The sequence below is a fragment of the Roseateles chitinivorans genome (assembly GCF_050632235.1).
Taxonomy (GTDB): domain Bacteria; phylum Pseudomonadota; class Gammaproteobacteria; order Burkholderiales; family Burkholderiaceae_C; genus Roseateles; species Roseateles chitinivorans_A.
Genome location: NZ_CP192584.1, coordinates 5,285,090 through 5,302,287 on the forward strand (window position 1 = coordinate 5,285,090; position 17,198 = coordinate 5,302,287).

Here is a 17,198-nt window from a genome sequence, read left to right on the forward strand (position 1 = left end):
TTTCCTTGAAAATCTTGGGCTTGGCAAAGCCCGGGATTGTAATGCGTGAAGTCAAGCCCCCCAAGTGACATCCCGTTATCAACGGCCTGTCACCGGAAGGCAAAAAGCCGGGATGGAACCCGGCCCCCTTGCGGTCCGTGATGCCCCGCTCCGCCGGGAGGCGGGAGCGGGACGCTCAAACCTGATCAGCGGCGGCCGCGGCCTCCGCCGCCACCGCCCCCACCACCGCCACCGCCACGGCGACCGCCACCCCGGTTGTTGCCGCGATTGATGAAGGCATCGGCGCCGATGTAGCCCATCGAGGTCTTCATCGGGTCCGGCTGGTGTTCGCCACCCGGACCGCGCTTGTTGCCCTGGTGCGGGTTGTGGCCGGAATCGCTGCCGCCCTTGCCGAAGCCCTGCGGGATGCGCTTGCTGCCGGTCGCGAAGCGGCGGTCGAAGGTCTGCTCCAACGGGTTGATGTGCTTCGGGATGAAGTCGTCATCGTCCTCGTCGCGGGGCCGGCGATCGCGCTCGCGCTCCTGCTGCTGTTGCTGCGGACGCTGCTGATTCTGCTGGGCACGCTGCTCGTTGTTGCGCTGCGGGCGGTCCTGGCGGTCGCCGCGCGGATCGTTGCGCTGATCGCCACGGTCACCGCGCTGATCGTTGCGGTTGCCACGCTGCTCGCCACGATCGCCGCGGTGCTCGCTGCGTTGCTCGTTGCGCGGCTCAGGCCGGCTCGGACGCGGACCGTCGCTGTTGCCGCGGCGACGCTTGTCACCCCGGTCGTTGCGATCGTTCTGGCGCGGCGGGCGCGGCTCGTTGCCGGCCAGCTGGCGGATGACGCGCACGTCGGCGTCGCCGAGCTCGATGTACACGCCGCGGCGCAGGCCGCGCGGCAGCACGACGGTGCCGTAGCGGATGCGGATCAGGCGGCTGACCGCCAGGCCGACGGTCTCGAACAGCTTGCGGACTTCGCGGTTGCGGCCTTCGGTGATCACGACGCGGTACCAGCGGTTCACGCCTTCGCCGCCGCCGTCCTCGATGCTCTTGAAGCTCGCCTGCTGACCGTCGACGTCGACGCCGGCCAGCAGCTTCTCCTTCTGCTCCTTGCTCAGCGAGCCCAGGACGCGGACCGCGTACTCGCGCTCGACGCCGAAGCGCGGATGCATCAGCAGGTTGGCCAGCTCGCCGGAGTTGGTGAACAGCAGCAGGCCTTCGGTGTTCAGGTCCAGGCGACCGACCGACTGCCACTTGCCCTGCGGCAGGCGCGGCAGGCCGCGGAAGACGGTGGGACGGCCTTCGGGATCGTTGAAGGTCACGACCTCGCCGACCGGCTTGTGGTACGCCAGGATCCGCGGCGCGACCGGCGCGATGCGGACCTTGATCGGCTTGCCGGCCACGGCGACGCGGTCGCCGTAGGAGATGCGCTGGCCGACGTGGGCGACCTCGTCGTTCACCGTGATCTGGCCCTTGGCGATCATGTCCTCGATGTCACGGCGCGAGCCGACGCCGGCCTGCGCCAGCACCTTCTGCAGCTTGGGCGCGTCGGCATCGGGCGCGAGCACGCGCTTGGCGGGCTGGTCGGCGGCATCGGAGCCGTCGTCGGACGAGGCCTCGACATCGGCGACTTCGCCGGACGCGCTGCCGTCCTCCTCGACGTCGGCATCGAAGGCGCCCGACACCAGCGCGTCGAAGCGCGCCTGCGCCTCGGCCTGGAGCTGGGCGCTGTCGGCCTGCGACGGCGCCGCGTCGGCGCCCTCGCCGGCATCCGGCCCCTGGCGTTGCGCCTGGGCCGGCTGACCGTCGCCCGGCTCGCGGTCACGGTCGCGACCACGGCGGCGGCGATTGCGTCCGCGGCCTTCGCGTTCGCCGTTCGCGTCACCGTCAACCCCCTCGGCGCCTTCACCGATCACCGGAGCCGCTTCGCGCGACTCGGGGGAGACCAGCTCACCGACCGCCTCGGCCACCGGCGACACCGGCGCGGGCGAGACCTCGACGGCCGCGACCGGCACGTGGATCGTCGCGCGCTCGGCCTGCACCGGCGCGGCATCCGCCTCGGCGGCGGCTTCGGCAGCCTCGACGACCTTCTTCGTCGTGCGTCGCTTGGGCTTGGGCGCCTCCGCCTCGGCGGCAGGCGCCTCGACCGGTGCGTCAGCCGGCGCCTCGGCGGCGGCCGCCGTCTTGCGACGTGCGCGCGGCTTGGGCGTCTCCTCGGCCGTCGGCGCGGTGACCGGTCCGGTCGCCTCCGCCGGGGCTGCGGCAGCCTTGCGGGTGCGCTTGGGTTTCGCGGGCGCGTCGGCCGGGTCGGTCGTCAGCGTCTCGGGCTTGGAATCGTCGATATCGTTGGAATTCATGTGTCGGCTTGCACCTTGTCAGCGGTGGACACGGCCCCTTCCCGGGGCGCTCAAGTGGGCTCGGGGTTGACGGCCCCAGCCTGTGGTTCTTCACCCGGATCGCGTGTGGCGGCCGGCTTGGATTCGTCTTCAGCGGCGGTGTCCGAAGAGTCGGGCACCGCCGGGTTCGTTTCAGCAGGCTCAGCGGCCTCTGCAGCGTCGGGAGCCTCTGCCGCCTCCGCGATGTCCGCCGCCTCGGCCGCTTCCGCCGTGTCGACGCTGTCGACCGTTTCAGCGGCTTCTACCGTTTCGGCCGCCACCACCGGATCGTCCGGCTGGACCTCCGGTTCCGGCGGCTCGATCTCGACCACCACATCGCCGGGCGGCTCCTCGAGCAGCGAGGCCTGCAGCGCCCCGGCGATCGGCGTCGGGTCGCCGCCCTGGATCAGGGCCGGCAGCTGTTCCAGCGAATGCAGCCCCAGGTCGTCCAGGAAATGCTTCGTCGTCGCATACAGCGCCGGCCGGCCGGGCGCCTCGCGGTGCCCGATGACCTCGATCCAGTCGCGGTCCTCGAGCTGCTTGATGATGGGGGTCGCCACCACCACGCCGCGGATGTCCTCGATGTCGCCCCGGGTCACCGGTTGACGGTAGGCGATGATCGCCAGCGTCTCCAGCACCGCCCGGGAATACTTCGGCGGCTTCTCCGGATGCAGCCGGTCGAGGTGCTCGCGCATCTCGGGCCGGCTCTGGAAACGCCAGCCGGAGGACAAGGCCACCAGTTCGACGCCCCGCCCCTCCCATTCGCGCAACAGCTCGTCGAGCAGCGACCGCACGCTGTCGCCGTTGAGCTCCTCCGCGAACAGCGAACGCATGTCACGCAGCGTCAGCGGCGCCTGCGCACAGAGCAGCGCCGTTTCGAGGACCCGCTTGGCCTCCTGCGTATTCATCGGATCAGCATCGGATCAGCATGCGTTCAGCATGGGCTCAATTCATGACGCCGGCCTCGGGACCGGTCAAATCGGTGTGTGTCGCCATCTTGGGCGCCGACAGCGGCAACGGGCCGCGCCGGACGGGTTCGATCTGCTTGCTTGGGAGCTCTTTGCTCCAACGACCGCCGCTCAGTGGGTGGATCCGGCCGGTCCGTGGGCGCCGCGTCGGTGCGCGGCCTGCGCTGCGAACGGGGTCAACTGCCAGCCCGTCGCCGCCTTGCGCACGTTCTTCACGTGGGTTTCAGCGCAAGTGATGGGACGCATTGTAGCGCGAGCGCGCGGACTCCTCTCAGAACGCCGGATCGGGCAAACCCGCGACGCGCCAACCCGACGCCAGGTCGCCCGGCAGGGCGGCTTCGAAACGCATCGCCTCACCGGTGACCGGGTGCGCGAAACCGAGCCGCGCCGCATGCAGCGCCTGGCGCGGCACGCCCAGCGCCCCGGCCCCGCCGTACAGGGCGTCCGACACCAGGGCGTGCCCGCGGTGCGCGGCGTGCACGCGGATCTGGTGCGTGCGGCCCGAGTGGAGGACACAGTGCAGCGACGACACGGTCCGGCTCAAGCCGCGCGCGTCCTGCCACTCGCCTTCGGCCAGCTTGAAGAAGTCGGTGCGCGCCGGCTTGCCGCCGCCGACCACGGCCATCCGCGTGCGCGACTGCGGATCGCGGCCGATGGGCGCGTCGACGATCCACTCGTCGGGCGTGCGGCCGTGCACCAGCGCGAGGTACTCGCGATGGACCTCGCGCGCCGCGATCATGCGCACCAGGGCAGTGACCGCCTGCAGCGTCTTGCCGACGACCATCAGCCCCGAGGTGTCCTTGTCCAGCCGGTGCACGATGCCCGCGCGCGGCAGCGTCGCCGCCTTGGCGTGATGGGCCAGCAACCCGTTCATCAAGGTGCCGGACCAGTTGCCGGCGGCGGGATGGACGACCAGCCCGGCCGGCTTGTTCACCGCGAGCAGGTGTTCGTCCTCGAAAACGATGTCGAGCGCGAGCGGCTCCGCGCGGAAGGCGAGCGCCTCCTCGGTGGGGACCAGCTCGACGACCAGCGTCTGCCCGAGCCGGGGCTTGCGCGAGGCGTGGGTGACGAGTTGCCCGTCGAGCGTGACGCATCCGCGATCGATCAGCCCCTGCAGGTGGCTGCGGGAGAACTCCGGCGCGAGTTGCACCAGCCATTTGTCCAGGCGCAGCGCGAGCTCGTCGCGGCCGGCCTCGGCGCTGCGGCGCTCGGGGGCGTCGACCCCGACGTCCTGGGCGTCCTCGACGCCTTCGGGGAGGTCTGCGTGCGTCTGCGGGCCGTCCGATTTCTCACCCGGTTTCTCACCCGGGTAAAGCCCGTCCCGCGCCGCCGGGTCGTGACCGACCTGAACCATATAATCGCCGCTCCAATTTCAGATGAGGGCCGCCGTGGCGCGCGCCCTGTGGACCATGATCGAGACTCGGGTGTTGCGCCGCCGGACCGCGGATTCCTCTGAAGCGTCCGGCTCCTGGCGCGCCGCGTGGCGCTGCGTGGCGATGACCGCCGCGGCGGCTGCCGTGCTGGGGCTGGCGGCCTGTTCCTCGGCCCCCAAGGAAGACCCGAATTCCCAGGCCAACCTGGAGAAATTGTACGCAGAGGCCAAGGAGGACATGCTCTCCGGCTCCTACGACCGGGCGATCAAGACGCTGGAACGCATCGAGGGCCGCGCCGCGGGCACGACCCTGGGCCAGCAGGCGCAGCTGGACCTGGCCTGGGCGAACTACAAGAGCGGCGAGCGCGTGCAGGCCGTGACGGTGCTGGACCGCTTCATCAAGCTCAACCCGTCGAGCCCGGCGCTGGACTACGCGCTGTACATGAAGGGCCTGGTCAACTTCAACGACGACCTCGGCCTGTTCGGCCGCATCGCCCGCCAGGACATCAGCGAACGCGACCAGCAGGCCGCGCGCGACTCGATGCAGGCCTTCAAGCAGCTGGTCGAGCAGTTCCCGGAGTCGAAGTACTCCGAGGACGCCCGCATCCGCGTCGACTACATCACCAACAGCCTCGCGGCCTACGAGGTGCATGTGGCGCGCTACTACTACAACCGCGGCGCCTACCTGGCGTCGGCGAACCGGGGCCAGGCCGCGTTGATGGAATTCCAGAACGCCCCGGCGCTGGAAGAGGCGCTGTTCCTGATGGTGCAGAGCTACGACAAGCTCGGCCTGGAACAGCTGCGCGACGACTCGCGTCGCGTGCTGCAGGCCAGTTTCCCGGACAGTTCCTATCTGACGACCGGCAAGGCCAAGCCCAAGGACCGCGCCTGGTGGCAGATCTGGTGAGCGGAAGCTCGCCATACGTCGTTGCTCGGGACCTTGCATAGCGCTGCTATGCGGCGGCCCCTCGCGCCTAGTCTGGCAAGCGTCCGCCCACCAGATCCCAGCGCAATTGGAAGAGATTCAGCCCGCCTTTGTGCGGGCTTTTTCGTTCAGGCGTCGTGCAACGCCTTCAGCTCGGCAAGCCACGCCTGCGCCGTGGTTTCGTCCGGCACCTGCGTCATCGGGGGCAGCGCCTCGCGCAGGCGCTTGCCGTAGTGCGAGCCCGCCAGGCGCGGGTCGCAGACGACCAGCAGGCCCCGATCGGTCTCGGTGCGGATCAGCCGGCCAGCGCCCTGCTTCAGCGCGATCGCGGCCTCGGCCACGAAGTACTCCATGAAGGGGTTGCGCCCTTCGGACTCCAGCCGCGCGACGCGGGCCTCCACCAGCGGATCGTTGGGCGGCGGGAACGGCAGCTTGTCGATCAGCACGCATTGCAGCGCGTCGCCGGGCACGTCGATACCCTCCCAGAAGCTCGCCGAACCGACCAGCACCGACGCCGGCTGATCGACAAACTGCTGCAGCAGCTGCCGCTTCGGCATCGTGCCCTGCACCAGCACCTCGATGCGATGGCCGCCCTCCTCGAAGCGCTGGCGCAGCACATCGGCGACCGTCTGCAACTGGCGCAGCGTCGTCGTCAGGATGAAGGTGCGCCCACCGAGCCGCGCCGCCAGACGCGCGCCGAGCCAGCCGACCGATTCACCGTGGTCCGGTTCCGAGGGTTTCGGAAAATGTTTGGGCACGTAGAGCCGCGCGTGCGACGCGTAATCGAACGGGCTGCCGACGCGCAGCGTGCGCGCCTGGCCGAGCCCGGCGGGTTCGGTGAACCAGGTGAGCGCCTCGTCCTCGCCCAGCGTCGCCGACGTGAACACCCAGGCCTTGGGCGTGCTGGCGAGCGCCTCCTGCATCGCGTCGCGGATGTCCAGCGGCGACTCCATCAACCGGACCTGATGGGTCCCGACATCGACCCACCGCACCGCACCCGGATCCGGCGGGCGCGCGAACAGCTGCGCCGTCTTGTAGAGCTCGACGGCGCGCTCGTGCAGGCGCACTAGGTCGGGGCCGACCTCCATCACCGTCGCCAGGGCGTCCACGCTGAGCTCGATCGCCTGCGTGACCTGCATCAGCGCTTCCTCGAAATCGGCGCGGCCCGAACATTCGTTCCAGCGCAGCTTGAGCACGCCGCGCAGCTCGCGTCCGCCGGCGCAGGCCAGGCGCAGCGCGCGTGCCGCGCGTTCGACGCCGCCGGCGATCGCCTGCCACTCCTGCAGCCCGCGTGCATGCGCCAGCCCTTGCGCCAGCATGTCACGCCCGAAGTCGAAGAGCTGCGCACTGCCCAGCAGGCGGCCGAGGAAGTTCAGGCCCGCATCGGGCAGCTGGTGCGCCTCGTCGAAGATCGCGACCTCGACGCTGGGCAGCAGCTCCGCGACACCGCTGTCGCGCAGCACCAGGTCGGCGAAGAACAGATGGTGGTTCACGACGACGAGGTCCGCCTCCATCGCCTCGCGCCGCGCCTTCACGACGTGGCAGTCGCGATAGGACGGGCAGTCGGTGCCCAGGCAGTTGTCGCGCGTCGAGCTCACGATCGGGATCACCGGCGAGCGCTCGTCCATGCCATCGATCTCGGCGAAATCGCCGGTGTGTGTCGTCAGCGCCCAGCGCTCGATGCGCGCGAGCTGCGCGACGGCGCGCCGGTCGGGCAGCTCCGCACTGTGGCGCGCCTGCTGCAGCCGGTGCAAGCAGAGGTAACTCCCCCGCCCCTTCAGCAACGCGGCGCGCAGCGGCAGCGCGAAGGTGTCCAACAGCCGCGGCAGGTCGCGCATGAAGAGCTGGTCCTGCAGGCTTTTCGTCGCGGTGCTGATCAGCGTCCGGCCGCCGCTGAGCAGCGCCGGCACCAGATAGGCGAAGGTCTTGCCGACGCCGGTGCCGGCCTCGACGACCAGCGTTCCGCGCCCGGCGATCGCCTGCGCAACGGCCAGCGCCATGCGCTGCTGAGGTTCGCGCGGGGCGTAGCCGGGGCCATGTCGTGACAGCGGCCCGCCCGTGTCGAAGGCGGCGATCACCGACTGTTCCAGCTCCCCGGGACGCAGCGCCGCGGCCGCCGAGCGGGCGCGCGAGGCCGCCAGCCCTGGCGACGCCTCGTCCGCGCCCCACGGGGCATCCGCCATCAGATCGTCGGTGGCGTCGTCCGTCGAGGCGTCGATGGCAGGATCGTGAGGGTCAGGCAGGCTCATCGGGATCGCTGGCGCGCTCGAGCCGCGCGATCTCGTCGCGCAGTGCCAGGCGCTGCTTCTTGAGCCGGCGCAGCGTCAATTCGTCGACGGGGGCGCGGCCGGTTCACTACCGGCCATCGTCGTCAGGGCCGTGATCGCGGTGATCGCCGACAGCGTCGGTCCCGGATCGGCATGCGCGCCGGCGTCGACAGGCGAGGCGCCCATCAACGCGTCGATACGGCCGTCCAACTCCGCATGGGCGATGCGAAGTTCAATCAGACGGCGCGCTGGAGAGTGAAGTTGTTCATCCATAAACGGGGAACCACTCGACCGGGAAGCCGAGCCGGACGATTATAGTTTTGGGATGAGTCGCAACATCCCAGGCTATCGCCTCAGCGCCGCCACCGGCATCCATCGCGGCGATCGTCTGTACCAGCAGGATCAGGTCCAGGTCATCGCGCATCCCCGACAGAGCGGCTGCGTGCTCGGCATCGTCGCCGACGGCATGGGCGGCAAGAGCGGGGGCCGCAAGGCCGCCGACCAGGTCATCCTCACCGCCCAGCAGCTCTTCGAGCGCTTCGTGCCCGGCGAGGAGGACGAATCCGACCTGCTGCGCCAGATCGTGTCCGAGGCCCACCTGATGATCCGCCTGACGGCGATCTCGGCCGAGGAGGAACCTCACAGCACGCTCGCGGCGTACCTGCTGACATCCGATCGGCGCTGCTACTGGATCCACACCGGCGACTCGCGGATCTACCACTTCCGCGGTCCCAACATGGTGACGCGCTCGCTGGACCAGTCCTACGTCCAGCGGCTGGTCGACGAGGGCCAGATCACCGAGGACGAGGCGCTGGTCCATCCGCAGTCGAACCTGCTGACCGCCTGCCTGGGCACGGTGCAGGAGCCGACACCGGTCGAATCCTTCATCGAGCACCTCGAGCACGGCGACACGCTGATGTGCTGCAGCGACGGCCTGTGGCACTACTTCTCGCCGGCCGAGCTCGGCACCGTGATGCACAGCCTGCCGCCGCGCGACGGCGCCGAGCTGCTGGTCAACAAGGCGCGCCAGCGCGCCAAGGGCACTGGCGACAACCTGTCGCTGGCGATCGTGCGGGTCGATCCGCTCGAGTAAGCGACTCCCCTCCTCTCCCCGCCCCATGCAAAACGCCGGTCTCGAGACCGGCGTTCTTCTTTGAGCGGCACAACGGCCTGCCCAGCGGTGATCGTTGCGCGTCACGGCGCGCTTCGCGGCCTCACGGTTTCGGCAACGCGCGGATGTCCGACGCCGACGGCGTCGGCAGATGGGCCGCGGGCGGCTTGGTGTTCTTGCCGACCGGCGCGGAGGCGGCGGAAGCGGCTTTCTCCGCCGAACGCAGCTGCTGTTCGCCGGCCTTTTTCTGGCGGTCCTGCGCCTTCCGCTGGCGTTCAGCGGCCGCCTCTCGGCGTTTGGCGGCCTCGGCCTTCGCCTCGGCGTCCAGCCTCGCCTCGCGGCGCTGATGCAATTCGGGATTGGCTCGCGGCGTGCGCGCGCCCGGCACTACCGGCGCTGAGGCGGGTTGTGCGGCTTCGCGCACCGACTCGGTCTTGCGCCGCGCCTCATCCTTCGCGGCCTCACGCTCGTTCTGCTGGACGCGCTCACGTGCGGCGGTGCTGCGCCGCAGGCGCTCCTCGGCGTTCACCTGGTGTTCGGCGTGATCCAGCGGACGCAGTTCGCGGATGCGTTCATCGCGGGCTTCTTCCAGGCAGCCGGTCACGACGAAACGCTGGTTGCACTCGCGCACCTTGGTCTGGTAAGCCTGCTCGATGCGGGCACGGGCGGCACCGATCTCGGCGCGGGTCATCTCCGCCGCGCAGACGGCCGTGGAGACGGCAGCGCCCGACAGCGCCATCGGCAGAAGAACAAGGACGGGGCGGAAAGTCATGGCCACGATCATCGCATCCGGCGACACCGGTTCCGGTGACACGCCGGCCCGTGACTTCCCTACACCCCAATCGGAGGGGGCGGATGACAGCAGCCGCCAACGGAGGGGAGCGGCCTCGGGGCCGTCAAGGCCGGGCCTGGGGTCGACCTCAGGTCAATCGCGTGTCGACGTCGCGGCGCTCCAGCTCCAGATACTCCTTCGACTGCATTTCCTGCAGCCGCGAGACGGTGCGCGGGAACTCGTGCGCCAGCGGGCCTTCGGTGTACAGCTGCTCCGCCGGCACGGCGGCAGAGATGATCAGCTTCACGCGCCGGTCGTAGAGCACGTCGACGAGCAGCGTGAAGCGGCGCGCCTCGCTGGCCAGACGCGGCGGCATCGCCGGCACGTTGGACAGGATGATGGTGTGGAACTGGGTCGCCAGCTCGAGATAGTCGTTCTGCGAGCGCGGTCCGCCGCAGAGTTCCGAGAAGTCGAACCACACCACGCCGCCGGCGCGGCGGCGCGAGCGGATCTCGCGGTGCTCGATGTGCAGCACCGGGTCTTCGTCGCGCGCCTCGGCGAGCGACTCGAACGCCGTCGTCAGCGCCGTTTCAGTCTCCGCGTTCAGCGGCGTGTGATACAGCTCGACATGCTCCAGCGAGCGCTGCCGGTAGTCGGTGCCGTTGTCGACGTTGATGACTTCCAGGTTCTGCTTCAGCAACTCGATCGCGGGCAGGATGCGGTCGCGGTGCAGCCCGTTCGGGTAGAGCCCGTCCGGATGGAAGTTGGACGTCGTCACGATCGACACGCGGTTCTTGAACAGCGCGTCCAGCAGCCGGTACAGGATCATCGCGTCGGTGACGTCGGCGACGTGGAACTCGTCGAAGCAGATCAGGCGGAAGCGCCGCGCGATGCGCTTGCCGAGCTCGTCCAGCGGATCCTGGATGCCCTTGAGCTCCTGCAGCTCGCGGTGCACCTCGCGCATGAACTCGTGGAAGTGGAGCCGGGTCTTGCGCGTCAGCGGCACGGCCTGGAAGAAGCAGTCCATCAGGAAGCTCTTGCCGCGACCGACACCGCCGAACATGTACACGCCGCGCGGCAGCGGCGGCCGCACCAGGAACTTGGTCACCGCATTGGAGCGCCGCGCCTTGTAGTCGGCCCATTCGTCCTGGCAGCGCTGCAGCGAGGCGACGGCGCGCAGCTGCGCCGCGTCGGCGGTGTAGCCGCGCTCGGCGAGGGTCTGGTGATAGAGCTCGGTGACGGTGGTCATACGATGATCAGGCGGCGACGTTCATCTCAACACGGGAACGGGAAAGGACAAGAAAAAGGGCGACTCGTCGCCGCCCCTTGTTCACGCATCCGATGCGCTTCGAGCCGGAGCTCAGAAGTTCAGCGTGCGCTTGTCGATGGCCAGGGCCGCTTCCTTGGTCGCTTCGCTCAGCGACGGGTGCGCGTGGCAGATGCGGGCGATGTCCTCGGCCGAGGCCTTGAACTCCATCGCGACCACGGACTCGGCGATCAGCTCCGAGGCCATCGGGCCGATGATGTGCACGCCCAGGATCTCGTCGGTCTTGGCATCGGCCAGGAACTTGACGAAGCCGGTCGTGTCGCCCAGCGCGCGGGCGCGGCCGTTGGCCAGGAACGGGAACTGGCCCGCCTTGTAGGCCACGCCGTCCGCCTTCAGCTGCTGCTCGGTCTTGCCGACCCACGCGATCTCGGGGCTGGTGTAGATCACCCACGGGATGGTGTTGAAGTTGACGTGACCGTGCTGGCCGGCGATGCGCTCGGCCACGGCAACGCCTTCTTCCTCGGCCTTGTGCGCCAGCATCGGGCCGCGCACGACGTCGCCGATGGCCCAGACGCCGGGCAGGTTGGTCTTGCACTCGTCGTCGACGATCACGGCGCCGCGCTCATCGAGCTTCAGGCCGACGGCTTCGGGGTTCAGCCCGATGGTGTTGGCGGTCCGGCCGATCGAGACGATCAGCTTGTCCACCGCCAGCGTCTGCTCGCCGCCCTTGGCGTCCGTGTACTTCACGGAGACGCCGTCCTTGCCGTTCTCGACGGCCGTGATCTTCACGCCCAGCTCGATGTTCAGGCCCTGCTTCTTGAAGACCTTGGCGGCTTCCTTGGCGACGGACTCGTCGGCGGCGCCCAGGAAGGCGGGCAGCGCTTCCAGGATCGTCACTTCCGAACCCAGGCGGCGCCACACCGAGCCCATTTCCAGGCCGATGACGCCGGAGCCGATCACGCCCAGCTTCTTCGGCACGGCGGGGATGCGCAGCGCGCCATCGTTCGACAGGATGTTGGTCTCGTCGAACGGGGCTCCCGGCAGCTGGCGGGCGTTGGAGCCAGTGGCGACGATCACGTGCTTGGCCGTGATGGTCTCCTCGGCGGCGCCGGCGACCTTCAGCTCATACGCGCCGTCCTTCGCCGCCACGAACGAGCCGCGGCCGTGGAAGAAGGTGACCTTGTTCTTCTTGAACAGGTACTGCACGCCGTCGTTGTTCTGCTTCACGACGGCGTCCTTGCGACCGACCATCTTGGCGATGTCGATCTTCAGGTCGTTCATCGAGATGCCGTGGTCGGCGAAGCCGTGGCCGGCGTGCTCGAAGTGCTCGCTGGACTGCAGCAGGGCCTTGGACGGGATGCAGCCGACGTTGGTGCAGGTGCCGCCGAGGGCGGGACCGCCCTTGTCGTTCTTCCACTCGTCGATGCAGGCCGTGTTGAAGCCCAGCTGCGCCGCGCGGATCGCCGCGATGTAGCCGCCGGGGCCGCCGCCGATGACGACGACGTCGAATTGCTTGCTCATCAAATTCTCCAATCTCATTCAACGCTCTGTCGGAGCGTAGCGAGCGGCGTCAGGGCTAGGCGCGGGTGCCGAGCCACCGGAACGTAGCAGCGCTACGTGAGGATGGCGAGGCGGGCCCCGCAACGACGCCCTGGCGCCGCGCAGTAGCTCCGACTTAGATGTCGAAGAGGAGGCGGGCCGGATCTTCGAGCGCGTCCTTCATGGCGACCAGGCCCAGCACGGCTTCACGGCCGTCGATGATGCGGTGGTCGTAGGACATCGCCAGGTAGTTGATCGGACGGATCACGATCTGGCCGTTCTCGACGACGGCGCGGTCCTTGGTCGCGTGCACGCCCAGGATGGCCGACTGCGGCGGGTTGATGATCGGCGTCGACAGCATCGAGCCGAAGGTGCCGCCGTTGGAGATCGAGAAGGTGCCGCCGGTCATCTCTTCGATGCCGAGCTTGCCTTCCTGGGCCTTCTTGCCGAACTCGGCGATCTTCTTCTCGATGTCGGCGAAGCTCATCTGGTCCGCATTGCGCAGGATGGGCACGACCAGGCCACGCGGCGAGCCGACGGCGATGCCGATGTCGAAGTAGCCGTGGTAGACGATGTCGTTGCCGTCGACCGAGGCGTTCAGCACCGGGTACTTCTTCAGCGCGTGCACGGCGGCCTTCACGAAGAAGCTCATGAAGCCCAGCTTCGTGCCGTGTTCCTTGGTGAAGCTGTCCTGGAACTTCTTGCGCAGCTCCATCACCGGGGCCATGTTCACTTCGTTGAACGTGGTCAGGATGGCATTGGTCGATTGCGACTGCAGCAGGCGCTCGGCGATGCGGGCGCGCAGGCGGCTCATCGGCACGCGCTGTTCCGGACGGTCGCCCAGGTTGGCGGACACGGGGGCGGCGACAGCCTGCAGCGGCGCCTTAGCCGGAGCGGCCGGGGCCTGCACCGGAGCCGGGATCGTGGCCGGCTTGGCGCCGCCTTCGATCGCGCCCAGCACGTCGCCCTTGGTCACGCGGCCATCCTTGCCGGTGCCCGGGACGGAGCCGGCGGCCAGGTTGTTGTCGGCCATGATCTTCGCGGCGGCGGGCATCGCGACGCCGGCCTTGCTGTCCGACGAGGCGGCGGCAGCAGCCGGTGCGGGCGCTGCGGCGGCGGGAGCCGGAGCAGCGGCGGCCGGGGCGGCGGCGCCGGCCTTGCCTTCGGAGTCGATCTTGGCGATGACCTGGTCCGAGGTGACGGTGCCGCCGTCGGCGACGACCAGCTCGGACAGCACGCCGGCGGACGGGGCCGGCACTTCGAGCACGACCTTGTCGGTCTCGATCTCGATCAGGATCTCATCGATGGCCACGGCGTCGCCGGGCTTCTTCTTCCACGTGAGCAGGGTCGCTTCGGCGACCGATTCGGACAGCTGGGGGACTTTGACTTCAACGATTGCCATGATGTTTTTTCTCTCGGTTTTTCAGTAAACCGGAGCCTTGCGCCTGCCGGTCGCCGGGGAGCGTGTGCCCGTCCCCGGCGCCGGTGTCATTGCGGCGCGCGGCGTCCGCAATGACTCACTTGGTCAGCACGAAACCCTTCAGTTTCCCGAAGGCCTGCTCCAGCAGCGCCTTCTGCTGTTCCTGGTGCAGGTGGGCGTAGCCGACGGCCGGCGAGGCCGAGGCGGGACGGCCCGCGTAGCCGAGCTTCTGGCCGTCGGCCATGTTCTCGTGGATGTAGTGCTGCACGAAGAACCAGGCGCCCTGGTTCTGCGGCTCGTCCTGGCACCACACGATCTCGGCCAGGTTGGGGTACTTCTTCAGCTCGGCCGCGAACGCCTTGTGCGGGAACGGGTAGAGCTGTTCGACGCGGATGATCGCGACGTCCTTCTTGTCGCCGCGGGCCTTGATCAGGTCGTAGGCCACCTTGCCGGAGCAGGCGATCACGCGCTTGACCTTGCTCGCGTCGATCTCGGTGCTCGTCTCGCCGATGACGGTGCGGAACTCACCCTTGGTGAATTCGCTGACCGGCGAGGTGGCGTCCTTGGCGCGCAGCAGCGACTTGGGCGTCAGGATGACCAGCGGCTTGCGGAACATGCGCAGCATCTGGCGACGCAGCAGATGGAAGATCTGCGACGCGCTCGTCGGCTGGACGATCTGCATGTTGTTGTCGGCGGCCAGCTGCATGAAGCGCTCCAGGCGGGCCGAGCTGTGCTCCGGGCCCTGGCCCTCGTAGCCGTGCGGCAGCATCATCGTCAGGCCGTTGGAACGGCCCCACTTCACTTCGCCCGAGGCGATGAACTGGTCGATCACGACCTGCGCACCGTTCACGAAGTCGCCGAACTGCGCTTCCCAGATGGTCAGCGTGTGCGGGTCGGCGGCGGCGTAGCCGTACTCGAAGCCCAGCACCGCCTCTTCCGACAGGATCGAGTCGATCACGACGAACGGGGCCTGGCCTTCCGCGACGTTCTGCAGCGGGATGTAGATGCCTTCGTCGAAGCGTTCGCGGTTCTGGTCGTGCAGCACCGCGTGGCGGTGCGTGAACGTGCCGCGGCCGCAGTCTTCGCCGGACAGGCGGATCGGGTAACCCGACGCCACCAGCGAGGCGAAGGCCATGTGCTCGCCCATGCCCCAGTCGACGTTGACGTCGCCGCGACCCATGGCGGCGCGGTCGGCGATGACCTTCTCCACCAGCGTGTGGGCCTTGAAGCCGCCCGGCAGCGTCGTGACCTTCTCGGCCAGGCGCTTCCATTCAGCCACCGGCAGCGCGGTGTCGCAGCTGTCGGTCCACTTCTTGCCGAGGAACGGGGTCCAGTCGGTCGCGTACTTGCTCTTGAAGTTGGTCAGCACCGGGTCGACGGTGTGACGGCCTTCGTCCATCGCGGCGCGGAAGGCCTTGACCATGCCGTCCGGACCTTCGGCGTCCAGCACGCCCTGGGCCACCAGCTTGTCGCCGTACAGGCGGCGGGTGCCGGGGTGCTTGGCGATGGTCTTGTACATCAGCGGCTGCGTCAGCGCGGGCGTGTCCTGCTCGTTGTGGCCCAGCTTGCGGAAGCAGACGATGTCGACGACGACGTCCTTCTTGAACTGCTGGCGGTACTCCAGCGCCAGCTGCGTGCACAGCACGACCGCTTCCGGATCGTCGCCGTTCACGTGCAGCACCGGGGCCTCGATCATCTTGACGACGTCGGAGCAGTACAGCGTCGAGCGCGTGTCGCGCGGGTCGCTGGTGGTGAAGCCGATCTGGTTGTTGATGACGATGTGGACGGTGCCGCCGGTGTAGTAGCCGCGCGTCTGCGCCAGCGCCAGCGTCTCCATCACGACGCCCTGGCCGGCGAAGGCCGCGTCGCCGTGCACCAGCACGGGCAGCACCTGCTCGCCGGTCTTGTCGCCGCGACGGTCCATGCGCGCCTTGACCGAGCCCTCGACGACCGGGTTCACGATCTCCAGGTGCGACGGGTTGAAGGCCAGGCTCAGGTGGACGGGGCCGCCGGGGGTGGTCACGTCGCTGGAGAAGCCCTGGTGGTACTTCACGTCGCCCGAGGGCAGGTCTTCAGGGGCGGTGTGGTCGAACTCGGCGAACAGGTCCTTGGGCATCTTGCCCAGGGTGTTGACCAGCACGTTCAGGCGGCCGCGGTGGGCCATGCCGATCACGATCTCCTGGACGCCGCGCACGCCGGCGCACTTCACCAGTTCGTCCATCGAGACGATGAAGCTTTCGCCGCCTTCCAGCGAGAAACGCTTCTGGCCGACGTACTTCGTGTGCAGGTAGCGCTCCAGGCCTTCGGCGGCCGTCAGGCGCTCCAGGATCTGCTGCTTCTTCTCGGCCGTGTAGGTCGGCTTGCTGCGGATCGCCTCCAGGCGCTCCTGCCACCAGCGCTTCTCGGTCGGCTCGGTGACATGCATGAACTCGGCGCCGACGGAGCCGCAGTAGGTGTCACGCAAGGCCTGCACGATCTCGCGCAGGGTCATGCGCTCGGCCTTGGTGAAATAGGTGTTGGTCGCGCTGAAGGTGCGGTCCATGTCGGCTTCGGTGAGGCCGTAGGACGAGGGTTCCAGTTCCGCGATCTTGGCGCGTTCGGTGCGCTTCAAGGGGTCCAGGTCGGCCCAGCGCGAGCCCAGCGTGCGGTACGCGGCGATCAGCGACTGGACGTGCACCTGCTTGCCGGCCACTTCGAGCTCGGCGGAGGACACCTTGTTGTTGAGCGCGTTGGCCTTGGCGCGTTGCGCGAAGGATTCGACGACGGGGGCGTGAGGCACATCCCGCTTGTCGCTGCCGTCCACCGCGGGGACGTGCTGCAGCGCGTCGAAGTAGGCACGCCAGTTGTCGGGCACGGCGCCCGGGTTGTCGAGGTACTGCTCGTACATCTCCTCGACGTAGGGAGCATTGCCCCCGAACAGGTAGGAGTTCGAGCTGTATTGCTGCATCATCTTTCGCTCACCTCTGCCCCGGCTTCCGGAGCTATCGGCTGGTTATGAACCTTCCGCGACACGGCTTGACCGGTTGGCGGATTGCGACCCGCCTTTGCTGTTGCCAGAAAAGGGGTACGGGAAGGACCTGAAGTCACAAGCGCAGGACTGTAGCACCACGCTGGAACCCGTGCTGTTGCTGGTTCGCCCACATCTTGTGCGCCCTGTCCATGACGGGGATCAAGCGAACAGATCGTCACATCGGCCTCACCCC

General features: G+C 68.7%; 13 protein-coding genes. 2 read left to right on the forward strand and 11 right to left on the reverse strand.

From position 1 onward, the window contains the following. Positions 1 to 185: 185 nt before the first annotated feature. The 3 genes from ACQ859_RS24085 to ACQ859_RS24095 all read right to left on the reverse strand — a co-directional run bounded on the left by ACQ859_RS24085 (position 186) and on the right by ACQ859_RS24095 (position 4,676). The gene (locus tag ACQ859_RS24085) at positions 186 to 2,336 is read right to left on the reverse strand and encodes a pseudouridine synthase (protein WP_431263100.1); all 2,151 of its coding nucleotides are present in this window, start codon (positions 2,334 to 2,336) and stop codon (positions 186 to 188) included. A 50-nt stretch (positions 2,337 to 2,386) separates the two neighbouring features. Then, the gene (gene scpB / locus ACQ859_RS24090; protein WP_431263101.1) at positions 2,387 to 3,262 is read right to left on the reverse strand and encodes an SMC-Scp complex subunit ScpB; all 876 of its coding nucleotides are present in this window, start codon (positions 3,260 to 3,262) and stop codon (positions 2,387 to 2,389) included. A gap of 331 nt (positions 3,263 to 3,593) precedes the next feature. Further along, on the reverse strand, positions 3,594 to 4,676 hold the full coding sequence (locus tag ACQ859_RS24095; RefSeq protein ID WP_431263102.1) for an RluA family pseudouridine synthase: 1,083 nt from the start codon (positions 4,674 to 4,676) through the stop codon (positions 3,594 to 3,596). A 142-nt stretch (positions 4,677 to 4,818) separates the two neighbouring features. Between ACQ859_RS24095 and ACQ859_RS24100 the strand changes: the two genes are divergently transcribed. Beyond that, entirely contained in the window at positions 4,819 to 5,601 is a 783-nt protein-coding gene (locus tag ACQ859_RS24100) for an outer membrane protein assembly factor BamD (RefSeq protein WP_431266643.1), read from the forward strand. A gap of 146 nt (positions 5,602 to 5,747) precedes the next feature. Here ACQ859_RS24100 and ACQ859_RS24105 read toward each other — a convergent pair whose 3' ends face one another. Genes ACQ859_RS24105 through ACQ859_RS24115 form a run of 3 tightly spaced genes read right to left on the reverse strand, consistent with a single transcriptional unit; the run spans position 5,748 to position 8,072 of the window. After that, a complete protein-coding gene (locus ACQ859_RS24105) occupies positions 5,748 to 7,868 on the reverse strand; it encodes an ATP-dependent DNA helicase (protein WP_431263103.1) in 2,121 nt (706 codons plus the stop codon). Continuing rightward, a complete protein-coding gene (locus ACQ859_RS24110; protein WP_431263104.1) occupies positions 7,855 to 7,947 on the reverse strand; it encodes a DUF465 domain-containing protein in 93 nt (30 codons plus the stop codon). The genes ACQ859_RS24105 and ACQ859_RS24110 overlap by 14 nt, the downstream gene beginning before the upstream one ends. Continuing rightward, positions 7,944 to 8,072 (reverse strand): hypothetical protein, encoded by a 129-nt coding sequence (locus tag ACQ859_RS24115; protein ID WP_431263105.1) that lies wholly within the window; start codon positions 8,070 to 8,072, stop codon positions 7,944 to 7,946. Before ACQ859_RS24115 ends, ACQ859_RS24110 begins: the two co-directional genes overlap by 4 nt. Before the next feature lie 139 nt (positions 8,073 to 8,211). Between ACQ859_RS24115 and ACQ859_RS24120 the strand changes: the two genes are divergently transcribed. Then, the gene (locus tag ACQ859_RS24120) at positions 8,212 to 8,979 is read left to right on the forward strand and encodes a PP2C family protein-serine/threonine phosphatase (RefSeq protein WP_431263106.1); all 768 of its coding nucleotides are present in this window, start codon (positions 8,212 to 8,214) and stop codon (positions 8,977 to 8,979) included. Between the two features lie 121 nt (positions 8,980 to 9,100). On the opposite strand, the gene ACQ859_RS24125 is transcribed toward ACQ859_RS24120, so the two are convergent. The 5 genes from ACQ859_RS24125 to ACQ859_RS24145 all read right to left on the reverse strand — a co-directional run bounded on the left by ACQ859_RS24125 (position 9,101) and on the right by ACQ859_RS24145 (position 16,945). Beyond that, positions 9,101 to 9,769: a hypothetical protein gene (locus ACQ859_RS24125; RefSeq protein WP_431263107.1), complete on the reverse strand. Its 669-nt coding sequence runs from the start codon at positions 9,767 to 9,769 to the stop codon at positions 9,101 to 9,103. Positions 9,770 to 9,917: 148 nt separating this feature from the next. Continuing rightward, the gene (zapE, locus tag ACQ859_RS24130) at positions 9,918 to 11,018 is read right to left on the reverse strand and encodes a cell division protein ZapE (protein WP_431263108.1); all 1,101 of its coding nucleotides are present in this window, start codon (positions 11,016 to 11,018) and stop codon (positions 9,918 to 9,920) included. A gap of 111 nt (positions 11,019 to 11,129) precedes the next feature. After that, the gene (gene lpdA, locus ACQ859_RS24135; protein ID WP_331616804.1) at positions 11,130 to 12,557 is read right to left on the reverse strand and encodes a dihydrolipoyl dehydrogenase; all 1,428 of its coding nucleotides are present in this window, start codon (positions 12,555 to 12,557) and stop codon (positions 11,130 to 11,132) included. A 154-nt stretch (positions 12,558 to 12,711) separates the two neighbouring features. Next, a complete protein-coding gene (gene odhB / locus ACQ859_RS24140; RefSeq protein WP_431263109.1) occupies positions 12,712 to 13,977 on the reverse strand; it encodes a 2-oxoglutarate dehydrogenase complex dihydrolipoyllysine-residue succinyltransferase in 1,266 nt (421 codons plus the stop codon). A gap of 115 nt (positions 13,978 to 14,092) precedes the next feature. Continuing rightward, complete coding sequence (locus ACQ859_RS24145; protein ID WP_431263110.1) at positions 14,093 to 16,945, reverse strand: 2-oxoglutarate dehydrogenase E1 component; 2,853 nt, start codon at positions 16,943 to 16,945, stop codon at positions 14,093 to 14,095. Positions 16,946 to 17,198: the final 253 nt, after the last annotated feature.

Bases quoted from the DNA above. Each gene is read 5' to 3' on its own strand.
- scpB (WP_431263101.1), bottom strand. From the start codon at position 3,262: ATGAATACGCAGGAGGCCAAGCGGGTCCTCGAAACGGCGCTGCTCTGT.
- ACQ859_RS24115 (WP_431263105.1), bottom strand. From the start codon at position 8,072: ATGGGCGCCTCGCCTGTCGACGCCGGCGCGCATGCCGATCCGGGACCG.
- zapE (WP_431263108.1), bottom strand. From the start codon at position 11,018: ATGACCACCGTCACCGAGCTCTATCACCAGACCCTCGCCGAGCGCGGC.
- ACQ859_RS24085 (WP_431263100.1), bottom strand. From the start codon at position 2,336: ATGAATTCCAACGATATCGACGATTCCAAGCCCGAGACGCTGACGACC.
- odhB (WP_431263109.1), bottom strand. From the start codon at position 13,977: ATGGCAATCGTTGAAGTCAAAGTCCCCCAGCTGTCCGAATCGGTCGCC.
- ACQ859_RS24120 (WP_431263106.1), top strand. From the start codon at position 8,212: ATGAGTCGCAACATCCCAGGCTATCGCCTCAGCGCCGCCACCGGCATC.
- ACQ859_RS24100 (WP_431266643.1), top strand. From the start codon at position 4,819: ATGACCGCCGCGGCGGCTGCCGTGCTGGGGCTGGCGGCCTGTTCCTCG.
- ACQ859_RS24125 (WP_431263107.1), bottom strand. From the start codon at position 9,769: ATGACTTTCCGCCCCGTCCTTGTTCTTCTGCCGATGGCGCTGTCGGGC.
- ACQ859_RS24105 (WP_431263103.1), bottom strand. From the start codon at position 7,868: ATGAGCCTGCCTGACCCTCACGATCCTGCCATCGACGCCTCGACGGAC.
- lpdA (WP_331616804.1), bottom strand. From the start codon at position 12,557: ATGAGCAAGCAATTCGACGTCGTCGTCATCGGCGGCGGCCCCGGCGGC.
- ACQ859_RS24095 (WP_431263102.1), bottom strand. From the start codon at position 4,676: ATGGTTCAGGTCGGTCACGACCCGGCGGCGCGGGACGGGCTTTACCCG.
- ACQ859_RS24145 (WP_431263110.1), bottom strand. From the start codon at position 16,945: ATGATGCAGCAATACAGCTCGAACTCCTACCTGTTCGGGGGCAATGCT.